The sequence below is a fragment of the Caballeronia sp. GAWG2-1 genome, from assembly GCF_023631405.1.
Taxonomy (GTDB): domain Bacteria; phylum Pseudomonadota; class Gammaproteobacteria; order Burkholderiales; family Burkholderiaceae; genus Caballeronia.
Map to the genome: position 1 here is coordinate 14670 of NZ_JALQDD010000018.1, position 21053 is coordinate 35722.

At 62.4% G+C, this 21053-nt stretch carries 19 protein-coding genes; 11 read left to right on the forward strand and 8 right to left on the reverse strand.

The window, feature by feature from the left end; all coding sequences use genetic code 11:
- Window positions 1–62: 62 nt before the first annotated feature.
- From NCR98_RS11900 to NCR98_RS11915, 4 genes are all read right to left on the reverse strand, one after another.
- On the reverse strand, window positions 63–659 hold the full coding sequence (locus NCR98_RS11900) for an FMN-dependent NADH-azoreductase (protein WP_250465758.1): 597 nt from the start codon (window positions 657–659) through the stop codon (window positions 63–65).
- Between the two features lie 139 nt (window positions 660–798).
- Window positions 799–2616: a M61 family metallopeptidase gene (locus NCR98_RS11905; protein ID WP_250526292.1), complete on the reverse strand. Its 1818-nt coding sequence runs from the start codon at window positions 2614–2616 to the stop codon at window positions 799–801.
- Window positions 2617–2714: 98 nt separating this feature from the next.
- Window positions 2715–3446 (reverse strand): DsbC family protein, encoded by a 732-nt coding sequence (locus NCR98_RS11910; RefSeq protein ID WP_244826332.1) that lies wholly within the window; start codon window positions 3444–3446, stop codon window positions 2715–2717.
- 30 nt (window positions 3447–3476) lie between these two features.
- Window positions 3477–4649 carry a UbiH/UbiF family hydroxylase gene (locus tag NCR98_RS11915; RefSeq protein ID WP_250526293.1) on the reverse strand — a complete coding sequence of 391 codons (1173 nt, stop codon included), beginning with the start codon at window positions 4647–4649 and terminating at the stop codon, window positions 3477–3479.
- Window positions 4650–4889: 240 nt separating this feature from the next.
- On the opposite strand from NCR98_RS11915, the gene ychF reads away from it, so the two are divergent.
- The 4 genes from ychF to NCR98_RS11935 all read left to right on the forward strand — a co-directional run bounded on the left by ychF (window position 4890) and on the right by NCR98_RS11935 (window position 9648).
- Window positions 4890–5984, forward strand: coding sequence for a redox-regulated ATPase YchF (gene ychF, locus NCR98_RS11920; RefSeq protein WP_244826334.1), 1095 nt, complete (start codon window positions 4890–4892; stop codon window positions 5982–5984).
- Window positions 5985–6105: 121 nt separating this feature from the next.
- The gene (locus NCR98_RS11925) at window positions 6106–6435 is read left to right on the forward strand and encodes a DUF3761 domain-containing protein (protein WP_250526294.1); all 330 of its coding nucleotides are present in this window, start codon (window positions 6106–6108) and stop codon (window positions 6433–6435) included.
- A 178-nt stretch (window positions 6436–6613) separates the two neighbouring features.
- Window positions 6614–8281, forward strand: coding sequence for an energy-dependent translational throttle protein EttA (ettA, locus tag NCR98_RS11930; protein ID WP_244826336.1), 1668 nt, complete (start codon window positions 6614–6616; stop codon window positions 8279–8281).
- A gap of 242 nt (window positions 8282–8523) precedes the next feature.
- Window positions 8524–9648, forward strand: coding sequence for a DUF748 domain-containing protein (locus NCR98_RS11935; protein ID WP_250526295.1), 1125 nt, complete (start codon window positions 8524–8526; stop codon window positions 9646–9648).
- 3 nt (window positions 9649–9651) lie between these two features.
- Here NCR98_RS11935 and NCR98_RS11940 read toward each other — a convergent pair whose 3' ends face one another.
- From NCR98_RS11940 to NCR98_RS11950, 3 genes are read right to left on the reverse strand one after another with little or no spacing between them, the layout of a single operon-like run.
- Window positions 9652–10275: an HAD family hydrolase gene (locus NCR98_RS11940; RefSeq protein ID WP_244826338.1), complete on the reverse strand. Its 624-nt coding sequence runs from the start codon at window positions 10273–10275 to the stop codon at window positions 9652–9654.
- A gap of 28 nt (window positions 10276–10303) precedes the next feature.
- The gene (locus NCR98_RS11945) at window positions 10304–12133 is read right to left on the reverse strand and encodes an aminopeptidase P family protein (protein ID WP_284503832.1); all 1830 of its coding nucleotides are present in this window, start codon (window positions 12131–12133) and stop codon (window positions 10304–10306) included.
- A gap of 47 nt (window positions 12134–12180) precedes the next feature.
- Window positions 12181–12453: a hypothetical protein gene (locus tag NCR98_RS11950; protein WP_250526296.1), complete on the reverse strand. Its 273-nt coding sequence runs from the start codon at window positions 12451–12453 to the stop codon at window positions 12181–12183.
- A gap of 295 nt (window positions 12454–12748) precedes the next feature.
- Between NCR98_RS11950 and NCR98_RS11955 the strand changes: the two genes are divergently transcribed.
- The 7 genes from NCR98_RS11955 to NCR98_RS11985 all read left to right on the forward strand — a co-directional run bounded on the left by NCR98_RS11955 (window position 12749) and on the right by NCR98_RS11985 (window position 18937).
- A complete protein-coding gene (locus NCR98_RS11955; protein WP_250526297.1) occupies window positions 12749–13516 on the forward strand; it encodes a glycosyltransferase family 2 protein in 768 nt (255 codons plus the stop codon).
- A 162-nt stretch (window positions 13517–13678) separates the two neighbouring features.
- Window positions 13679–15013 (forward strand): glutamyl-tRNA reductase, encoded by a 1335-nt coding sequence (gene hemA, locus NCR98_RS11960; protein ID WP_244826341.1) that lies wholly within the window; start codon window positions 13679–13681, stop codon window positions 15011–15013.
- A 94-nt stretch (window positions 15014–15107) separates the two neighbouring features.
- Window positions 15108–16190: a peptide chain release factor 1 gene (gene prfA, locus NCR98_RS11965; protein ID WP_244826342.1), complete on the forward strand. Its 1083-nt coding sequence runs from the start codon at window positions 15108–15110 to the stop codon at window positions 16188–16190.
- Window positions 16187–17023 (forward strand): peptide chain release factor N(5)-glutamine methyltransferase, encoded by an 837-nt coding sequence (prmC, locus tag NCR98_RS11970; protein WP_250526298.1) that lies wholly within the window; start codon window positions 16187–16189, stop codon window positions 17021–17023. Before prfA ends, prmC begins: the two co-directional genes overlap by 4 nt.
- 97 nt (window positions 17024–17120) lie before the next feature.
- Entirely contained in the window at window positions 17121–17432 is a 312-nt protein-coding gene (gene grxD / locus NCR98_RS11975) for a Grx4 family monothiol glutaredoxin (RefSeq protein WP_244826344.1), read from the forward strand.
- Window positions 17433–17445: 13 nt separating this feature from the next.
- Window positions 17446–18042, forward strand: a complete 597-nt coding sequence (locus NCR98_RS11980) for a UbiX family flavin prenyltransferase (RefSeq protein WP_250526299.1) — start codon at window positions 17446–17448, stop codon at window positions 18040–18042.
- A gap of 109 nt (window positions 18043–18151) precedes the next feature.
- Window positions 18152–18937: a DODA-type extradiol aromatic ring-opening family dioxygenase gene (locus NCR98_RS11985; protein WP_250526300.1), complete on the forward strand. Its 786-nt coding sequence runs from the start codon at window positions 18152–18154 to the stop codon at window positions 18935–18937.
- 90 nt (window positions 18938–19027) lie between these two features.
- Here the strand turns inward: NCR98_RS11985 and NCR98_RS11990 are convergent, their stop codons facing one another.
- On the reverse strand, window positions 19028–20620 hold the full coding sequence (locus NCR98_RS11990; RefSeq protein WP_250465772.1) for an APC family permease: 1593 nt from the start codon (window positions 20618–20620) through the stop codon (window positions 19028–19030).
- Window positions 20621–21053: the final 433 nt, after the last annotated feature.

The following is a 21053-nucleotide window of genomic DNA, read 5'->3' on the forward strand; positions in this document are numbered from 1 at the left end:
AAAGAGCCCGCCGCGGTCCGAAGACCGGGCGGGCTCTTTTACTTCGGCGTCGAGCTTAAGCCTTACAGCGCCGCGATCGAATCGCGTGCCGAAGCGAGCGCTGCGCTCGCGGCCTCCGGCCCCATCGCCAGGCCTTCGGCGTAGATGAAGTTCACGTCAGTCATGCCGAGGAAGCCCAAGAACGTCTTGAGATACGGCGTTTGCGAGTCGTTCGGCGTGCCTGCGTACTTGCCGCCACGCGCCGACACCACGAACACCTTCTTGCCCTTCACCAGGCCTTCGGGGCCGGTCGCGGTGTAGCGGAACGTGATTCCGGCCCGCGCGATCCAGTCGAAATAAGCCTTCAGTTGCGACGACACGCCGAAGTTATACAACGGCGCCGCGATCACCACGATGTCGGCCGCTTGCAGTTCGTCGATCAGCGCTTCGCTCTTCGCGTTGATGGCGACTTGTTCCGGTGTGCGTTGTTCGGCGGGCGTGAAAAACGCGCCAAGCGTGGCGTCGTCGAGGTGCGTGAGCTGGTCGGCGAGCAGATTGCGGACGACCACGTTCGCGCCGGGATTGCTTTGTTGCAGCTTCGCGGTGAGTTCGTCGGCGAGCAGCGTCGATTGAGCGCCTTGCGAGCGGGCTGCGGAGTTGATCTGGAGAATCGTCGTCATGATGGCTTCCTTGATGGAGGAGCGGGTGCCGTCGGCGCCCGCGTTGGAAGCATTCTTCGTTGTTCGGCGTTCCGGAAAAAGCCGTCCGGCCGTGAAGGATCGTTGCACCAGTAGGACAATCCCCGGTGGGCGCAGCCTTTCAGCCCTTCAACCAGCGCTCGCGCCATTGTTTCGACGGTCCGCGCCCGTCGATAGCCGTCAGCGCGTAACGCGACACTTCGGGGCCGTCGAGCTTCACTTCGGTACGACGCAGTTCGTCGCGGCGAAACGCGTGTACTTCGACCTTCGCACCCGGCAGATAACGCGACAACAGCGCCTCCAGATTCGATCCCGTCACACGCAGACCATCGAGGGCCACGAGAACATCGCCCGCCGAAAGCCCCGCCTTCTGCGCGGCGCTGCCGTCGTGCACGACCGCCAGCGTGCAATCCGCGCTGCCACGCACGCGCACGCCGAGCGACGGCTTGCCGGCCGTGCCGCTCGTCGGCAGATCGGGCGCGAGTGCTATGCCGAACGGCTCGAGGAGCGCGTCGAGCGGCAAGTCGCGCGTGCCGCGCACGCCGTCGCGGAACAGCGAGCGCAGATCCGCGCCGGTGGCCTCGGCGAAGAGCGCTTCCACTTCGTCCTCGCGGATGCCCCGTGCCTTGCCGAGATAGAAGTCGCGTCCGTAGCGCTGCCACAAGAGACGCATGACATCGTCGAGCGACTTACGGTTGTCAGTCTGCGCGCGGATCGACAAATCGAACGCGAGCGCGACGAGCGAACCCTTCTGGTAGTAACTGACGATGGCGTTCGATGCGTTCTCGTCGGCGCGGTAGTACTTCACCCATGCGTCGAACGAACTCTGCGCCACCGATTGCTTGAGCCGCCCGCTTCCGCGCAACACGCCGCCGATGGTCTTGCCGAGCATCGAGAAGTAATCGCTCGCGGAAATAAGGCCGGTGCGCTCGAGGATCAGGTCGTCGTAATACGACGTGAAACCTTCGAAGAGCCACAAAAGCGACGTGTAATTTTCCTGCGACAGATCGTACGGCGCGAACGCCGCCGGCTTGATGCGCTTTACGTTCCACGTATGGAAGTATTCGTGGCTGCAAAGGCCAAGATACGTGCGATAACCTTCGCTGACTTCGGGTCGGCCAAGCACCGGCAAGTCGCCGCGATTGCAGATCAGCGCCGTGGATGCGCGATGTTCCAGCCCCCCGTAACCATCGCTGACGGCGACCGTCATGAACACGTAGCGATCCACCGGCGCTTTCTTCGTGCGCGGTTCGAAGAGCGCGATCTGCGCTTCGCACACGCGTTTGAGGTCCGCCGCGAGCCGGTTCATGTCGAGCCCGATCACGCGTCCCGAGATCACGATGTCGTGCTTCACGCCATGCGCGGTGAAACCGCCGAGCGCGAATTCGCCGATCGTCACCGGATGATCGACGAGTTCGTCGTAATTCGCGGCCTCGTACGCGCCGAAACCATGGCGCTTCGTGCCACGCGCTTCGCCAAGCGCCGTGGCGACGCGCCAGTTGCGCAGCGCTCCGCCCTGCGGCGCTTGAATATCGACGATACACGGCGCAGCCGACTGCCCCTCCACCGCGAGAAACACGCTCGTGCCGTTGAAGAAGCCGACGCTGTCATCCAGATGCGCGGCGCGTACCGACATGTCCCACGCGTACACCTCGTAACGCAGCGTGATGGGGCCATCCGCAGGCGCGGCTTGCCACGCGTGCTTGTCGATTTTTTCGATACCGATCTTGCGCCCTGCCGCGTTGAACGCCTGCAAGGTGACGATATTGCGCGCGAATTCGCGAATCATGTAGCTGCCCGGAATCCACACCGGCAGCATGAAGCGTTGTCCCGCCGGGTCCGGCGCGGCGACCGTGAGCGTGACTTCGAAGATATGCGCGGCCGGGTTCTTCGGAACGATGCTGTAGCGCACCGGTCGATCGAGCGTAGTCGTTGCCATGTCGTGTCCTTTGTTCTTGTTGTGGGCGCGCGGTCGGTGCGCCTTTGAAACCAAAAGAGGCGCCTCTCATGCGCCTCTCGTCGTGGGTTCGGGCCGCCTCAATGCGCGGTCGAAAGTTCCTTCTCCAGCCGGTCGGCGGGAACGGCGCCCGGCAGACGGCGGCCGTCCGCGAGGAACACGGTCGGCGTGCCGCTCACGTTCATCGTGTGACCGAGCTTCAGGTTCTTGTCGATGGCGGTGGTGTCGCACGAGGCGGCCGTGGTCGGCGCCTTGCGGTCCAGCATCCAGCCTTCCCAGCTCATCGCGCGATCTTTCGAGCACCAGATCGACTTCGACTTCGCGGTCGAATCCGGCGAGAGCACGGGATACAGGAACGTGTACACGGTGACGTTATCGATGGACTTCAAGGTCGATTCGAGTTGCTTGCAATACGGGCAATTCGGGTCCGAGAACACCGCGATCTTGCGGCTGCCGTTGCCCTTCACCACTTTCACCGCGTTCTCGAAAGGCAGCTTCGCGAAGTCGATCTTGTTGGTCTCGGAGAGCCGCGCTTCCGTGAGATTCTTGCTGCTGCGCGTATCGACGAGATCGCCGATCAGCACGTAGTTGCCGGTGGCGTCGGTATAGACGATCTGCGAGCCGAGGTTCACTTCATAGAGCCCTGGAATGGGCGTCTTGTCGACACTCTTGATGTTCGCGTCGCCCATGCGCGATTCGAGCGTGGACTTGATCTTGTCGGTGGTCTGGTCGGCCTGCGCCGTACAGCCGAGACCAAGTGTCACGGCGAGTGCCGCGGCCGCTGCGAGTGCCGTTCGAAGTGTGCGTTTCATATTCTTTTCCTGTATGTGCCTGGCGTGTCTTTAACCGAGCGCGGCCGAAACCAGCCAGCGCTTGACGAGTGGCTGCGCGCCCACGAGCGCCATGCCGGTATTGCGAACCGCGCGCGCAAGCGTGCCCGGCACCGAGAAAAGCCGTTGCAAGCCGTCTGTCGCCAACATGAGTTTTTGTATGTCTTCGCGGCGCGCGCGTTCGTAGCGGCGCAGCAAAATGGGATCGCCAAGATTGCGAAAACCTTCTTTATTGGCGATGACATCCGCGAGCGCGGCGACATCGCGCAAACCGAGGTTCATGCCTTGCCCGGCTAGCGGATGAATTAGATGCGCGGCGTCGCCGATAAGCGCGACACGTGGCGCGATCAGCTTGTCGACCGTTTGCAACGCGAGCGGGAAGCCTTGCGCGGGAGTCACGCATTCGAGGGTGCCGAGCATGTTTTGCGTGGCCTGTTCGACTTGTGCCGCGAGTTGCGCGGGATCGAGCGCGAGGAGTTCGTCGGCGTGTTCGGTGCGCGCGGACCAGACGAGTGAGACGTGATCGCCCGGCAGCGGCAGCAGCGCGATGATCTCCGAGTCGCGGAACCATTGGTAGGCGGTTTCGCCGTGCGGCCGCTCCGCCTTGAGATTCGCGACCACGCCCGTTTGCCGATAATCGCGCCGGTCGACCTTTGCGCCCATTTGCGCGCGCACCCAAGAATGCGCGCCATCCGCGCCGACGATCAGATCCGCTTCGAGCGTCTCGCCGCTTGCAAGCGTGACGTGCGCGGCATCGTCCTCGACCGTCATGCCCTGCGCGCGCGATTCGAACCACGACAGACTCGGCTGGAAGCGCAGCGCGGCGTCGAGCGACTGTTCGATCAGATTCGACTCGACGATCCACGCGAGCTGCGGCACCGAGGCCTGGAACGCGGAGAAGTGCAGTTCCGCGTGCGTGTCGCCGAACACGCGCATGTCGAAGACGGGCCCGAGCCGCGTGCGATCGAGCGCTTGCCAGACACGCAGCCGTTCGAGCAGCGTCTGCGAACTCGACGAGAGCGCGTAGATGCGCGAATCGAACGCGGCGCCCGCGGGCAAGGCGGCAGCTTGCGGCGCGAGCAACGCGGTGCGCAAGCCGGATTGCGCGAGCGCGAGCGCAGCGGTCTTGCCGACGAGCCCGCCGCCGACGACAACTGCATGAAAGGTCAGGGGATGCGAAGTCATCCGGCCATTATAGCCGTGAGGATTGCAGCGTATTTGGCGCCTGCGCGGCGCTGCGGCGGGCCGTCGCGGAAGGCGGCGCGAAACGCCGCTGCCCGGCGCGGCGGTACAATGGCGGTTTGCCTGGCCGCTCGACGCGGCCGTTGCGCTGGCGGGCGTTTTTGCCAACTCAGCCTTTGCCCGGCGCGCGACTTTTGACGAAACCCGCGCGGCCTGCGCCGTCTCACCAGTTCGAAGGATTCCATGAGCCTCCAATGCGGCATCGTCGGCTTGCCTAACGTCGGCAAGTCCACTCTATTCAATGCTTTGACCAAGGCGGGTATTGCCGCCGAGAACTATCCGTTCTGCACTATCGAGCCGAATGTCGGCGTGGTCGAAGTGCCGGACGCGCGCCTCACCGCGCTCGCCGAAATCGTGAAGCCCGAGCGTATCCTGCCGGCCGTCGTCGAGTTCGTGGATATCGCGGGTCTCGTCGCGGGCGCGTCGAAGGGCGAAGGTCTCGGCAATCAGTTCCTCGCGAACATCCGCGAGACGGATGCGATCACGCACGTCGTGCGCTGCTTCGACGACGAGAACGTGATCCACGTCGCGGGCAAGATCGATCCGCTGGACGATATCGGCGTCATCAACACGGAACTCGCGCTTGCGGATCTGTCGACGGTCGAAAAAGCGCTCACGCGTTATTCGAAGGCGGCGAAGTCGGGCAACGACAAGGAAGCGGGCAAGCTCGTCGCCGTACTCGAAAAGGTGCGCGCGCAGCTCGACGAGGCCAAGCCGGTGCGTGCGCTTTCGTTGAACGAAGACGAGCAGGCGCTCATCAAGCCGTTTTGCCTCATCACGGCGAAGCCGACCATGTATGTGGCGAACGTGAAGGACGACGGCTTCGAGAACAACCCATATCTCGACGCCGTTCGCAAGCATGCGGACGCGGAGAACGCGCCGGTCGTCGCGGTGTGCGCGGCAATCGAAGCGGAAATCGCCGATCTGGACGACGCGGACAAGCAGGACTTCCTCGCCGACATGGGCATGGACGAGCCGGGCTTGAACCGCGTGATCCGGGCGGGTTTCAAGTTGCTTGGCTTGCAGACGTACTTCACGGCTGGCGTGAAGGAAGTGCGCGCGTGGACCATTCATATCGGCGATACGGCGCCTCAGGCCGCTGGCGCCATCCATACCGATTTCGAGCGCGGCTTCATTCGCGCGCAGACCATCGCGTTCGATGACTACGTCGCGTTCAAGGGCGAGCAAGGCGCAAAGGAAGCCGGGAAGATGCGGGCCGAAGGCAAGGAATACGTCGTGCACGACGGGGACGTAATGAATTTCCTGTTCAACGTTTGAGCGCTGTCAAGCGTCAAGAATCGTCAAATCGTCTTGCATGATAAAGCGGAGTGCCCGATAAACGGGGCTCCGCTTTTTTCATGAGCGGTACCCGATAAAAATAAAGAGAGACAAAAAGAAGATGAAAGGACCCGCGTTTCTGCGTTCGCTCGCTGTCACGTGTTGCATTGCGTTGTCCGCGAGCGTCATCCCTTGCACACCGGCGCACGCGTACGCGAACAGCGCGAGCGCGAACGCGAACAGCTTCAACCCGCAGCCTGACGAAAACGACCTCGACAGACATGGCCATTACGTCAACCGCGACGGCAACGTAATCCATGCGCCCTCTCGCTCGCGTTCGGGTGCGGTACCCGAAGGCGCGACCGCGCAGTGCCGCGACGGCTCGTACAGCTTCAGCCGCCACCACGGCGGAACGTGTTCACGGCATGGCGGCGTGGCGCGCTGGCAATAGCCTGAGCACGCCCGAAGTACAATGACATTCGATCCCGCGCGGCACACGCGCCGGGAAGCGCGTCATCCCGCGCCGACGATTCGCGTCGAATGCCGATAACGCGGCGTGCGCGTCCCGCACGCAGCCGCCCGCGCCCGGCGTTCGCACTCTTCACCACACCATTACAGACAACATCGACATGGCCCAATACGTCTTCACCATGAACCGCGTCGGCAAGATCGTCCCGCCGAAGCGTCAGATCCTGAAAGACATCTCACTCTCGTTCTTCCCCGGCGCGAAGATCGGTCTGCTCGGTCTCAACGGTTCAGGCAAGTCCACGCTCATCCGGATCATGGCGGGCGTCGATAAGGACATCGAAGGCGACGCCACGCCGATGCCCAATCTGAACATCGGCTATTTGCCGCAGGAACCGCAACTCGATCCGCAACAAACCGTGCGTCAGGCAGTCGAAGAAGGTCTCGGCGATGTCTTCCAGGCAACCAAGAAGCTCGACGAAATCTACGCCGCTTACGCCGAGCCCGACGCCGACTTCGACAAGCTCGCCGCCGAGCAGGCGAAGTACGAAGCCATCCTCGCGACGAGCGACGGCGGCAGCCCCGAGCAGCAACTCGAAGTCGCCGCCGATGCGCTGCGCCTGCCCGCGTGGGACGCGACCATCGAACATCTTTCGGGCGGCGAAAAGCGCCGCGTCGCGCTGTGCAAGCTCCTGCTGCAAAAGCCCGACATGCTCCTGCTCGACGAACCGACCAACCACCTCGACGCCGAATCCGTCGAATGGCTCGAACAGTTCTTGACGCGCTATCCGGGCACCGTCGTCGCGGTCACGCACGATCGCTACTTCCTCGACAACGCCGCCGAATGGATTCTCGAACTCGACCGCGGTCACGGCATTCCGTGGAAGGGCAACTACAGCAGCTGGCTCGACCAGAAGGAAGAGCGCCTGAAGCAGGAAGAATCGAGCGAATCCGCCCGCCAGAAAGCCATCAAGAAGGAACTGGAATGGGTGCGCCAAAATCCGAAGGGACGTCAGGCGAAGTCCAAGGCGCGCATCGCACGCTTCGAGGAACTCAACAGCCAGGAATATCAGAAGCGCAACGAAACGCAGGAAATCTTCATTCCCGTGGGCGATCGTCTCGGTAATGAAGTCATCGAGTTCAAAAACGTCAGCAAGGCGTATGGCGACCGGCTGCTGATCGACAACCTCAGCATGAAGATTCCGGCGGGCGCGATCGTCGGTATCATCGGGCCGAACGGCGCGGGCAAGTCCACGCTGTTCCGCATGCTGACCGGCAAGGAGCAGCCGGATTCCGGCGAGATCGTGCAAGGGCCGACGGTCAGGCTCGCCTATGTCGATCAAAGCCGCGACGCGCTTGGCGCCGACAAGACCGTGTTCGAGGAAATCTCCGGCGGCGCGGATGTGCTCACGGTTGGCAAGTACGAAACGCCGTCGCGCGCGTATATCGGCCGCTTCAACTTCAAGGGCAGCGATCAGCAGAAGCTCGTCGGCAATCTGTCGGGCGGCGAACGCGGACGTCTTCATCTGGCGAAAACGCTGATTGCGGGCGGCAACGTCTTGCTGCTCGACGAACCGTCCAACGACCTCGACGTCGAAACGCTCCGCGCGCTCGAAGACGCGTTACTCGAATTCGCCGGCTCGGTCATGGTGATCTCGCACGATCGCTGGTTCCTGGACCGTATCGCCACACACATCATCGCGTTCGAAGGCGACTCGCACGTCGAGTTCTTCGACGGCAACTATCAGGAATACGAGGCCGACAAGCGCAAGCGGCTCGGCGAAGAAGCCGCGAGGCCGAAGCGTCTGCGCTACAAGCCGATCACGCGCTGATCCTTTGCGTGAACGGATGAGACGAGGAACGCGCGTGCCTATGCGCGCGCGCGCACCGACATCGGACACGAATGCGGCGACTGTCTGAGGCACGTCGCCGCCAGTCTTCACGGCATCTTTGCGACACGCTAGCGGCGCGACAGAGGCTGAAAAGTACGCGCTCACTTAAAAAAACGATGCACGCGAAACGGCTTACCGCCGAGTGAGCCTCAGGCAGAACCAGTATTCGGGAGACATAGCAGATGGCGCGATCGAAAGCGCAACGGGGAGCGCTTTGGGCAGTCGGAATCGTCGTGGCGATCATCGTCGTGGCGGTTGGCGGGTGGCTCTTCGTCGCGCATCAGATGAAGGAGCGCATTCTCGAAACGCTCGGGCCGAACGGCTCGGCCGAAGAGATCGATGTCGGCTTCGGCCACGTCACACTGTCGCGCGTGCGTCTGCGCGGCCCGCAGGACTGGCCCGCGAGCGACGCCATGCGCGCCGAGCGCATCGTGCTCGACATCGACATGCACGAAGCGCTGCGAAACCGCGTGCATCTGCATGGCGTGAGCGTGGACAACTACTATTTGTCGATCGTGCGTTCCGCCGATGGCCGCGTGCAGATTCTGCCCGGTCTCAAGGAAACCGCGCGCGTCGCCGACGCCAAGCCCGACGCGAAGGAAGACGCGCGCTTGCAAGAAGAGAAGCTCATCGATCGCGTGTCGTTCGAACGCGGCTCGATGGAGTTCTTCGATTCATCGGTGCAAAAGCCGCCGTATCGCGTGTTGATCAGCGATTCGCGCGCGACCATCGACCATCTGCATCTCCCCGCGCTCACCGACCGCACCAATCTGTCGATGTCCGGTTCGATCAAGGGTCCGTCGCATACGGGAACGGTTTCGTGGGGCGGTTGGATGGTCATCGCCAACAAGGATTCGCAGACGCGCGCCGTGCTGAGCGGCGTGGATATCGCGTCGCTCGACCCGTATCTGCTGAAAAAGGCCGGCGCGCGTGCGGCGCTGACGGGCGGGACCATCGACCTCACCGTGGACGCGAACATCCACGATTACCGCATTCACGCGCCCGGCACGCTCACGCTGAATCACTTGCAGATCAGCGACACCGGCAACGGACTCGACACCTTCCTCTCCATTCCGACGAAAGCCGCTGTCGCCGCGCTGAAAGACCGCAAGGATCAGATCAAGCTCGACTTCGTGCTCGACGGCGATCTGCGCGATCCGAAGTTTTCGCTGCAGGAAAGTCTGTCGAAGAAACTCGCCGCCGGTTTTGCAAAGGCGCTCGGTGTGAGCGTCGAAGGCGTGGCCAAAGGCACGGGCGATACCGTGCGCGGTATTGGCAACGCGCTCAAGAGTTTGCTCGGTCAGTAAGCGTCAGATAGGCACGGCGAGCGCGCGCAGCTTCGTTTCGGTTTCCATCGCGCCCGTGTAGTGGATGCCGTGCCAGCCGAGATCCGTGGCGGCCTGCGCGTTCTTCGCGTTGTCGTCGATGAAGACGAGTTCGTGCGGCTGAATGCCCGGGAGATGCTTTTCGATCTCCGCGCGCATCAACGCGAAAATCTGCGGGTCGGGCTTGACGATTCCCACGCGCCCCGAAACGATGATCTCGCGAAACCGCCGCAACACGTCGAAGCGTTCCCATGCATACGGGAACGTCTCCGCCGACCAGTTCGTCAGGCCAAATAGCGGCACGCCTTCCGCGTCCAGCCGGTCGACGAGCGCCACGCCCTCTTCCAGCACGCCCGACACCATCTCGTGCCAGCGCGCATAGAACGCGCGAATCAGCGCTTCGTGATCGGGATAGCGCGCGATCAGTTCGGCGGTGCCTTCTTCTATGGTCTGCCCGCCGTCCTGCTGCACGACCCAATCCATCTTGCAGACGTTGTCGAGAAACCAGCGGCGCTCGGTTTCGTCCGGAATCAGTTGCCGGTACAAATACTCGCGGTCCCAGTCGATCAACACGCCGCCGAAGTCGAAAACGACTGCCTTGATGGTCATGGTTTTGCTGCTCCCTCTTGTTTTCGGATCAGATAGCCTGCGTGCGTTTTTCGAGCCACGCCAACGCCGTGCCCGACACATGCGGCGACACGCGCCGGCGCACTTCCTCGTGATACGCGTTGAGCCACGCACGCTCGTCCTCGCGCAGCAAGGCCAGGTCGATGCAGCGGGTATCGATAGGGCAGAGCGTGAGCGTTTCGAAGTCGAGGAAATCGCCGAATTCGGTCTTGCCCGCGCTCCGGTTCAGCACCAGATTCTCGATGCGAATGCCCCACTTGCCCGGCCGATAGATCCCCGGCTCGATGGACGTGATCATGCCCTCTTCCATCGCCGTCCAGCTTTCGGCGGGCGCGTAGTGCGAGATGACCTGCGGGCCTTCATGCACGTTCAGAAAGTAGCCGACGCCGTGCCCGGTCCCGTGGCCGTAGTCCGCGCCTACTTCCCAGATAGGCGCGCGCGCGATGGAATCGAGCATTGGCGAACGGATGCCACGCGGAAAGCGTGCGCGCGACAGCGCCATCGTTCCTTTCAGCACGATGGTGAAATCGCGCTTGTGTTCAGCCGTGATCTCGCCGACGGGAACCACGCGTGTGATGTCCGTCGTGCCGCTCACATACTGTCCGCCCGAATCGATCAAGAGCAAGCCATTGCCTTCTATCACCGAATGCGACGCTTCGGTTGCGCGGTAGTGCGGCATCGCGCCGTTGGCATTGAAGCCCGCGATAGTGCCGAAGCTCAGCGTCACGAAGCCCGGACGCCGCGCGCGCGCCGCCGTGAGCTTTTCGTCGATGGTGAGTTCCGTAATGCGCTCGCGGCCCAGCGCATTTTCGAACCAGGCGAAGAATTCGGCGAGCGCCGCGCCGTCCTGTTCCATCGTCGCGCGGATATGCTCGGCTTCCGCCGCCGTCTTTTGCGACTTCGCGAAGGTGGACGGATTCACGCCTTCCACGATCGTCACCGCCGAGGGCACTTGCTCCAGCAAACCATGCGTGATGCGGCGCGGGTCGATCAGGAGCGTGGCGCCGGCGGGCAGCGCGGCGAGTGCGCGGGGCGCATCGGCGTAAGGCGCGACGCGCACGTTGTCGCGCGCGAGCCATTCCTCGAGCTCGGCCGACACCTTGCCATCGGCGATGAAGATCGTCGCGTCGTCAGTGCCGATCAACGCGTGCGCGACGAACACGGGGTTGTAGCTGACATCGCCGCCGCGCAGATTGAAGATCCACGCGAGATCGTCGAGCGTGGACACGAAGTGCCACTGCGCGTTTTTTGCGCGCAAGGCTTCGCGCACCTGGGCGAGTTTGTCCGCGCGGCTCACGCTGGCGTGCGGCGCGGCATGTTCGTAGATGGGCGCGTCAGGCAAACCGGGACGCGTCGGCCAGATGGAATCGAGCAGATCGACATCCGTGCGCAGTACGATGCCGCGTGCCTTCAGCGCATCCGCAAGCGAGCGCGCCGCCGCCACGCCGAGCACGGCGCCATCGACGCCAACGACATCGCCCGAATCGACATGCGCCGCCAGCCATTCGACGTGCGGCGCGGTTTGCTGGCCGCCCATCATCTTCATGAGCGCGATGCCGGTGCCCGCCAGTTGCGCCTCGGCTTGCGTCCAATAGCGGCTGTCCACCCAGACGCCCGCGAAATCCGCCGTCACCACGAGCGTGCCGACCGAACCGGTGAAGCCGGACAGCCATTGCCGCCCTTGCCAGCGCTCCGGCAGATATTCGGAAAGATGCGGGTCTGCCGACGGAATCAGCACGGCGGCAAGATTGTCGAGCGCCATCTGGCCGCGCAGCGATTCAATGCGCCGGGCGAACTCGGCTGCGTCGGGAATGGCGGAATGTGCGATGCGGTCGTTCATGAAGTCACCTGCATGGAATGCGTGAGGAAGCGCCGGCGAGCGCGGGTTTAGCGACGCGCGGCAAGGCTGACTGTCACCGTCACGACGACGAGCGCGAACACCGTGCACGCGAACCATTCGAGCGTATCGCCGTCGTGATACAGGTTGATGATATTGCCGAACATGCGCGCGACGATTATCGCCAATATGCCCGCGACGATGGCCGTCCAGATGCGCCCCGCCGCGCCTGTGCCCACGCGCCCCGCGCGCCGCAGCGGATGCAGCCACCAACCCGTCGCGCCGATTACCGCGCCCAAAAAGATCAAGCCCGTCCAGCCCATCAGCTACCGCGCCCCTTTGATTGCGTTTGAACCGGCGCCGCGCGCCGTTAGCGGTCGAGTTTAGGGGGCCAGGTTGGCGATGGCAAGTGCGTTTCCTTGAACGATTTATGCGACTAAGCTTAAAAATGAAAATATGCCGGGCCGGTAAAATGACCGCTTTAGCCACGCTGATTTAAGGGCGATACTCTAAGGAGTCATTGCCCAAGTTCGCGGCATCGATTGAATAGGTTTACAGCGGAAATAAAGCACCATGATTGAGAAAAGCCTCATATCGCTAAACGGTCTGGAATTCATCATGACCTACCGCGGTTCCACGCTAGAGCGGCGTGAAAATCTGCGCGGCATATTGCGCCATCTCGATTCGACTTATTCCGACTACACGGTTTATCTCATCGAAGCCGATGCCACGCCCACCTTCCACTGGTCGGGCCTTGGCGACAAAAAGATCAGGCATGTCTTCGTATGCGACAACGGCCCCTTTCCAAAGGCGCGCCTATGCAATCTGGGCGCGCGAATGTGCACCGGCGACATCATTTGTTTCCATGACGCGGACATGATTTCCAACCCGGATTATCTGCCGCTTTGCATCAACGCAATTCGTCATGGAACGGCAAGCGACGCACTTTGCCCATTCACGAACGTGATTAACGTTACGGGTGTTTATCGCGATGCATTCATTGCTTCCGGAGATTACGCAATACTAAAACCGTTTCTCGAAAGCGACCGGCCCGAAGAAATGGAAATTCTCTATGCGAATACGCCGGGCGCCATCGTGCTCATAAAACGCTCGGATTACATGCGCGTCGGCGGCTACGATCCGCGCTTCATTGGCTGGGGCGGCGAAGATGACGACCTGCTCACGCGCGCGGTGCGGCTCGGCGTTCGCTGGCATTCCGTGCCCGATGCAAACGCGTCGCTGTTCCATCTGCATCACGACAATACTTCGCGGCACGCGGCCATTGCCGCCGCCGAACGAAATCGCGAAGCGGCTGCCGAGACGCATGCATTGTCGCAAGAGGAACTCGAAGCGCGCGCCGCCGAGCTGGCAAAGTACTTCGATTGAGCGCGGCGCTGCGTCCTGGCGTCGCACGAGCTTGGGGCTTCGCGCCGGCTGCAAGCGGCGCGAGCGAACACCAGCCATCCCCTATGCCGCCTATAAATGAAGAGATTCGTAAAACGCTATAATATTGCGCTATCTGAAAGGCCATCGGCTTAGGCCCATTACATGCAGCTCCTCACGATCGGAATCAATCACCACACTGCGCCTGTCGCCTTGCGCGAACGCGTGGCGTTTCCGCTCGAACAGCTGAAGCCCGCTCTGGGCGCGCTGAAGGACATCTGGCTTGGGCCGCTCGCCAAGGTTTCGCCCGAAGCGGCGATCCTCTCGACCTGCAATCGCACCGAACTTTACTGCGCCACCGACGACGCCGCCGCGCGCGACGCTGCCATTCAGTGGATGTCGAAGTACCACAATCTCCCGGTTTCGGAACTCGCGCCGCACGTCTACGCGCTGCCGCAGTCCGAGGCCGTGCGCCACGCCTTCCGCGTCGCCTCGGGGCTGGATTCCATGGTGCTCGGCGAAACGCAGATCGTCGGACAAATGAAGGATGCCGTGCGCACCGCGTCGGAAGCGGGCGCGCTCGGTACTTATCTCAACCAGTTGTTTCAGCGGACCTTCGCGGTGGCGAAAGAAGTGCGCTCCACGACCGAGATCGGCGCGCAGTCGGTTTCCATGGCCGCCGCCGCCGTGCGACTCGCCCAGCGCATCTTCGAAAACATTTCGAGTCAGCGCGTGCTTTTCATCGGCGCGGGCGAAATGATCGAACTCTGTGCCACGCACTTCGCCGCGCAAAATCCGCGCGAACTGGTGGTCGCAAACCGCACGGCCGAACGCGGCGAAAAGCTCGCCGAACGTTTCAACGGCCGCGCTATTCCGCTTTCCGAGCTGCCCACGCGCATGCACGAGTTCGACATCATCGTGTCGTGCACGGCGTCGACGCTGCCTATCATCGGGCTGGGCGCGGTCGAACGCGCGGTGCGCGCGCGCCGGCATCGGCCAATCTTCATGGTCGATCTCGCCGTGCCGCGCGATATCGAGCCGGAAGTCGGCAATCTGCAGGACGTGTTCCTCTATACCGTCGACGACCTCGGCGCGATCGTGCGCGAAGGCAATGCGTCGCGGCAAGCTGCCGTCGCGCAAGCCGAAGCGATCATCGAAACGCGTGTGCAGAATTTCATGCAGTGGCTGGATGCGCGCAGTATCGTGCCGGTCATCCGCCACATGCATACACAAGCCGACGCGTTGCGCCGCGCCGAAGTCGAACGCGCGCGCAAGCTGCTCGCGCGCGGCGACGATCCCGCCGCCGTGCTCGAAGCATTGTCGCAATCGCTCACCAACAAGCTCATTCATGGTCCGACGCACGCGCTCAATCGCGCGACCACGGAAGAGCGCGCCCAGCTCATCGACCTGATGAGCGGCTTCTACCGCCACGGTTCGTCCGACAAGCCGCAAGACGACACGCCTTCGGCGCCTGAATCGTCGCAGTCTCCGGACCGTTAGCGGCTTTCCTCGCTGTTCTCCAATGCCGCGCGGCGCTGACGCGCAGGCATTTCTGATTCCACAATTCTCCGGAGCATCGCTCCAACTCCGCCCGATGAAAACGAGCATGCAAAGCAAGCTCGACCAGCTTGCAAAACGGCAGGTCGAACTCAACGAATTGTTGAGCCGCGAAGACGTGACCGCCGATATGGATCAGTATCGGAAACTCACGCGCGAACATGCGGAAATCAGTCCGGTCGTCGAGCAGTACGCGCTCTGGCGTCAGGCGCTCAACGACGAAGCGACCGCGCAGGAATTGCTGTCCGATCCGTCGATGCGAGATTTCGCCGAAGAGGAAATCGGCGAAGCGCGCGAACGCATGGCGACGATCGAAAGCGATCTGCAGACCATGCTGCTGCCGACCGATCCCAACGACGAGCGCAATATCTTCATCGAAATTCGCGCGGGCACGGGCGGCGACGAATCCGCGCTGTTCGCGGGCGACCTGCTGCGCATGTATCTGCGCTATGCGGAGCGCAACCGCTGGACTGCCGAAACCATGTCCGAGAGCGTGTCCGACTTGGGCGGCTACAAGGAAGTGATCGTGCGGATTGCGGGCCACGGCGCCTTCTCGCGGCTCAAGTTCGAGTCGGGCGGGCATCGTGTACAACGTGTTCCGGCGACGGAAACGCAGGGGCGCATCCATACGTCCGCGTGCACGGTCGCGGTCATGCCGGAAGCCGATGAAATCAGCGAAGTGGTGATTAATCCGGCGGATCTGCGTATCGATACCTTCCGCGCGTCGGGCGCGGGCGGGCAGCACATCAACAAGACCGATTCGGCCGTGCGCGTCACGCACTTGCCGACCGGAATCGTCGTCGAATGTCAAGACGACCGCTCGCAGCACAAGAACAAGGATCGCGCGCTGAAGGTGCTCGCCGCGCGCATCAAGGACAAGCAGTATCACGAGCAACACGCGAAGGAAGCGGCGACGCGCAAGAGTCTGATCGGTTCGGGCGACCGCTCCGAGCGCATTCGCACCTACAATTTTCCGCAAGGGCGCATGACGGATCACCGCATCAATCTGACGCTCTACAAGCTCGAATACATCATGGACGGCGATATCGACGAACTGATCGGCGCGCTCGTGAGCGAGCATCAGGCGGAATTGCTCGCGGCGCTCGGGGAAACCGAGTGACGACCGCAGTCGATCTGCTGCGTGCGTGTGCGCTGCCCGCGCTCGAAGCGCGCGTCTTGCTGATGCACGTGCTCGGCTGGCGACGCACGCAGCTCATCACGCGCGACCGCGAAGCGCTTGGCGCCATCGCGGTTAGCCGCTTCGAGGCGCTCGTCGCGCGCCGTGTCGCGGGAGAACCGATCGCGCAGTTGACTGGAACGCGTGAATTTTTCGGGCTCGAATTCGACGTGACGCCCGATGTGCTGATTCCGCGCCCGGAAACCGAATTGCTGGTGGAAACGGCGCTCGACGCCATCGCGAATACGCCGAACGCGCGCGTGCTCGATCTCGGCACGGGAACCGGCGCCATTGCGGTTTCGCTTGCGCATGCACGGCCCGACGCGCGCGTGTGGGCCGTGGACCGCTCAGGCGCCGCGCTGGATGTCGCGCGTCGCAATGCAGAACGGCTGCTCGATCCGGCGCGCGCGGGCGGGCCGCTCGCGTTCGTCGAAAGCGACTGGACCGCGAAGGTCGATCCTTCGCTGCTCTTCGAAGCCATCGTGAGCAATCCGCCGTATATCGCAAGCGACGATCCGCATTTGCAGCAAGGCGATCTGCGCTTCGAGCCGCGCGACGCGCTCACCGATGACGCCGACGGTCTGTCCTGCATCCGGACCATTATCGAGCGAGCGCCGTTTCTGCTTGCGCGCCGTGGCGTGCTGTGGCTCGAACACGGCTACGATCAGTCCGACGCCGTGCGCCGACTGCTCACGGCGCGCGGTTTCACCGATGTGCATTCGCTGTGCGATCTGGCGGGAATCGAGCGAATCAGCGGCGGCGTTTTCAATGCCTGAGCGCGGCGGGCGAGCCAGGCAGCGGTCAGCCCGGAATAGCGAAATCCGCTATCATTTCAACACTTAGTCCCCACCGACATCAAAGCGCAGGAACATCATGGAAACGCAAGAACGCATCAAGCAACTCGTCGATCAAAACGCGGTCGTCCTCTTCATGAAGGGCACGGCGCAGTTCCCGATGTGCGGTTTCTCCGGCCGCGCCATCCAGGTGCTGAAGGCGTGTGGCGTCGATCAGATCACGACCGTGAATGTGCTCGAAGACAACGAAATTCGTCAGGGCATCAAGCAATTCTCGAACTGGCCGACCATTCCGCAGCTTTACGTGAAGGGCGAGTTCATCGGCGGCTCGGACATCATGATGGAGATGTACGAATCCGGCGAACTGCAACAGCTCTTCGCCGCTGCCTGAAGTCATCTTCGAAGTGAACGCGCCTGCCGCCCGACGACGGCTCATCGTCGCCATCACGGGCGCCACGGGCGCAATTTACGGCGTGCGTCTGCTTGAAACGTTGCGCCGTGTTCCCGGCGTGGAAACGCATCTGCTCGTTTCCAGCGCCGGCTGGCTCAATATCCAGCACGAGCTGGAACTCGATAAATCCACGGTTCACGCGCTCGCGGACGTTGTTCATAACGTGCGCGATGTCGGCGCGAGCATCGCGTCCGGCTCGTTTTCCACGGAAGGCATGATTGTCGCGCCGTGCTCCATGCGATCGCTGGCAAGCATCGCGCACGGACTCTCCGACAATCTCATCACGCGCGCGGCGGATGTCGTGCTCAAGGAGCGTCGCCGTCTGGTGCTGCTGGTGCGCGAAACGCCGCTCAACCTCGCGCATCTGCGCAATATGACCGCCGTGACGGAAATGGGCGGCGTGATTTTCCCGCCGCTGCCGGCGTTTTATCAGAAGCCGGCGAGCATCGACGAGATGGTGGATCACACCGTCGCGCGCGTGATCGATCTGTTCCAGATCGCATCGCCGGCCGCCGTTGCATGGGAAGGGATGCGCGGCGAAGCGGACTGAGCGTCGATTCGATTGCAAACGCCGACGACACAATTCATTGCTTCACCGGCCGTTTATTTCCGCCAGTCACGGCCGTACATTGGTGGCATCCAACTCAATACGCGACGCCATGACTTCCTTTCCCTCCGTTTTCATTTCTCACGGCGCGCCGACGCTGCCTATCGACCCGTCGATGCCTTCCGGCGAATTCGCCTCGCTCGCTGAAACGCTGCCGCGCCCGCGCGCCATCCTCATGCTTTCGGCTCACTGGGGCACGACGCAACCCGTTGCGAGCATCGCCGAGTGGCCGGAAACCATCCACGATTTCTACGGTTTTCCGCGCGCGCTCTATGAACTGCGCTATCCCGCGCCCGGCGCGCCCGATCTCGCCCGCAACGCCGCCGCGCTGCTCGGCGAGCACGGCATTGCTGCGAGCACGACGGAGCACGGCCTCGATCACGGCGCGTGGGTGCCGCTTCTGCTCATGTTTCCCAACGCCGACATCCCAGTCGCGCAACTTTCCATTCAACCGCGCCTCGATGCCGCGCATCACTTTGGTATCGGCCGGGCGCTGCGCGATTTGCGGCGCGACGGCGTGATGATCGTCGGTTCCGGGCAGATCACGCATAACCTGCGCATGGCGGATTTCGGCGCTCGTCCTGAAGATGCCGATCCGCGCGTCGATGAGTTCACGCATTGGTTCGAGGCGCGTCTTGCCGATCGCGACATCGACGCGCTGCTCGACTATCGCGCCCGCGCGCCGCACGCCGCGCTGATGCATCCGACCGACGAGCATCTGCTGCCAGTATTCGGCGCACTAGGCGCTGCGGCGGATGACTATCAGTTGCGCATACAGTCGCTCGGCACTTTCCAGCGCGCGCTCGCCATGACGAACTACGTGTTCGCGGACGCCTGAGGCCTGAACGTACGAGTCGAGCAGGAAAGAACGAAGCCCGCCTGATTGCTCAGGCGGGCTTCGTTTTACCGCTTCTCGTCGACGATCTGTTTACGCGCCGACTTCGTGCTGGATATCTTCGTGCGCTTCGCGTTCATCCAGATAGTCCGTCCTATAACCGGTGTGCACGCCCCAGAAGTAAAACACGAGCGCGAGCACGGCGACGAGCGCCATGTCCCAGCCATACGGCAACACGCCACTTCCGCCGAATTCCTTGCTGCCGATGAGCGACATGACGGCCATTGTCGGCAGATACGCCACCAGCCACCACGCGGCTTTCAGATCGCGGCCCCATCCTGCGAAGCCGGTCTTGCCCTGGAAGTAGAAGTACACGGGCAGCGCGACGACCATCAACAGGATGATTTCGCCGGTCAGCGGCCACTTTGCCCAGTACAGGACGAGCGACGCGCAGACGAACGCGAACGGCGCGACCAAGCCCATTAGCGGCAAGCGGACCGGCCGTTCCAGATCCGGCGCGGCGCGGCGCAGCGCCATCAGGCTCACAGGCCCGGTGAGATAGGAAATGACCGTCGCCACCGAAATCACCGCCGCCAGCGTGCCCCAACCACGGAAGAAGAACAGGAACACGAACGCGACGAACAGGTTGAACCACATCGCGGGACGCGGCACGCCGTAGAACGGATGCACGTTGCCGAATATCTTCGGCATCGTGTTGTTGCGCTCCATCGCGTAAATCATGCGCGTGGTCGTCGCCATGTAGGTGGTGCCGGTGCCGCTCGGGCTCACGAAAGCATCGACATAAAGAAGCACGGCGAGCCAGTTCAAATTCAGCGCCAGCGCCAGTTCCGCGAACGGCGACGCGAAGTTGAAATGCGACCAGCCCTTCGCGACATCGGCGGGATTGACCGCGCCGATGTAGGCCACTTGCAGCAATACGTAGATCACGAGCGCGATCAGAATCGAGCCGATCACGGCGAATGGGATGCTCCGCGACGGATTGCGCGCCTCGCCCGCGAGATTGACCGGGCTCTGAAAGCCGTTGAAGCTGAATACGATACCGCTCGTCGCCACCGCCGTCAGCACGGCCGGCCAGCCATAGGGCGCGAAGCTCGACACCGTGCCGAAGTTCTCGGAATGGAACCCTGTATAGATGAGGCCGGCGATGGTCAGGCCGGGAATCAGGAACTTGAAAACAGTGATTGTCGAGTTGGCGCGCGCGAACACCTTCACGCCCCAGTAGTTGAGCATGAAGTACACGACCACGAGCAGCGCCGAGAGGATCAGCCCTGAAGTCGTGAGCGTTTCGTTCACGAAGAGCGCATGCGCCCATTCATAGGGCCACGTGCTCATATATTGAATGGATGCCTCGGCCTCGATCGGAATGACCGAGACGATGGCAATCCAGTTCGCCCACGCGCTGATGAAACCGACGAGCGCGCCATGCGAATAGCGCGCGTAACGCACCATGCCGCCGGATTCGGGAAACGTCGCGCCCAACTCCGCGTAAGTAAGAGCGATCGCCATGATGACGACCGCGCCGATCACCCACGCGACCATGGCTGCGGGACCGGCGATCTTGGCCGCTTTCCACGCGCCGAACAACCAGCCTGAACCGATGATGGAACCGAGGCCGGTAAGCATGAGTGCTATCGGCCCGATATTTCGTTGTATCGAACTCTTCACATTGTTCTCCAGTGTCTCTCGCCTTGCGCTTGGAGGTCAGGCGCACGAATGCACATCCGCCGCGCGCGATGCCGGCCTACGGTCCGGTGATAGGGCGATTTTGGTGCAACCTTGGCAGGTTGGCGCGTAGTGTAACGGTTGCACCTTTCGAATGCAGCGAAGGATTGTCAGCTTTCATCAGTTTTTGCGCGATGAAAGCTACCACACGGCGGTGATAGACAGTTGGCAGTGAAATTATGAAAGATTCGTAAGATACGTTGCGATATCTCAAAAAGTCCCTGCGCGGCAGTCGGATATTATTTGACCGCGAAAACGATTAGCCGTATAAACCTTCTTGCAGGATTTCAAGTGGCGAGTGACTTGTGGTTCTTTCGTAGTTCGCCATCGCGGTACTCCGGTTGGTCCCATTGCCCCTTCCTTGATCTTCATGCAC

Excerpts from the sequence above, each read along its gene's own strand:
- NCR98_RS11950 (WP_250526296.1), bottom strand. The coding sequence starts at position 12,453 with ATGGGCTGGACGGGCTTGATCTTTTTGGGCGCGGTAATCGGCGCGACG.
- NCR98_RS11945 (WP_284503832.1), bottom strand. The coding sequence starts at position 12,133 with ATGAACGACCGCATCGCACATTCCGCCATTCCCGACGCAGCCGAGTTC.
- ettA (WP_244826336.1), top strand. The coding sequence starts at position 6,614 with ATGGCCCAATACGTCTTCACCATGAACCGCGTCGGCAAGATCGTCCCG.
- NCR98_RS11935 (WP_250526295.1), top strand. The coding sequence starts at position 8,524 with ATGGCGCGATCGAAAGCGCAACGGGGAGCGCTTTGGGCAGTCGGAATC.
- prfA (WP_244826342.1), top strand. The coding sequence starts at position 15,108 with ATGAAAACGAGCATGCAAAGCAAGCTCGACCAGCTTGCAAAACGGCAG.
- grxD (WP_244826344.1), top strand. The coding sequence starts at position 17,121 with ATGGAAACGCAAGAACGCATCAAGCAACTCGTCGATCAAAACGCGGTC.
- NCR98_RS11940 (WP_244826338.1), bottom strand. The coding sequence starts at position 10,275 with ATGACCATCAAGGCAGTCGTTTTCGACTTCGGCGGCGTGTTGATCGAC.
- ychF (WP_244826334.1), top strand. The coding sequence starts at position 4,890 with ATGAGCCTCCAATGCGGCATCGTCGGCTTGCCTAACGTCGGCAAGTCC.
- NCR98_RS11985 (WP_250526300.1), top strand. The coding sequence starts at position 18,152 with ATGACTTCCTTTCCCTCCGTTTTCATTTCTCACGGCGCGCCGACGCTG.
- NCR98_RS11910 (WP_244826332.1), bottom strand. The coding sequence starts at position 3,446 with ATGAAACGCACACTTCGAACGGCACTCGCAGCGGCCGCGGCACTCGCC.
- NCR98_RS11955 (WP_250526297.1), top strand. The coding sequence starts at position 12,749 with ATGACCTACCGCGGTTCCACGCTAGAGCGGCGTGAAAATCTGCGCGGC.
- NCR98_RS11925 (WP_250526294.1), top strand. The coding sequence starts at position 6,106 with ATGAAAGGACCCGCGTTTCTGCGTTCGCTCGCTGTCACGTGTTGCATT.
- NCR98_RS11915 (WP_250526293.1), bottom strand. The coding sequence starts at position 4,649 with ATGACTTCGCATCCCCTGACCTTTCATGCAGTTGTCGTCGGCGGCGGG.
- hemA (WP_244826341.1), top strand. The coding sequence starts at position 13,679 with ATGCAGCTCCTCACGATCGGAATCAATCACCACACTGCGCCTGTCGCC.
- NCR98_RS11900 (WP_250465758.1), bottom strand. The coding sequence starts at position 659 with ATGACGACGATTCTCCAGATCAACTCCGCAGCCCGCTCGCAAGGCGCT.
- NCR98_RS11905 (WP_250526292.1), bottom strand. The coding sequence starts at position 2,616 with ATGGCAACGACTACGCTCGATCGACCGGTGCGCTACAGCATCGTTCCG.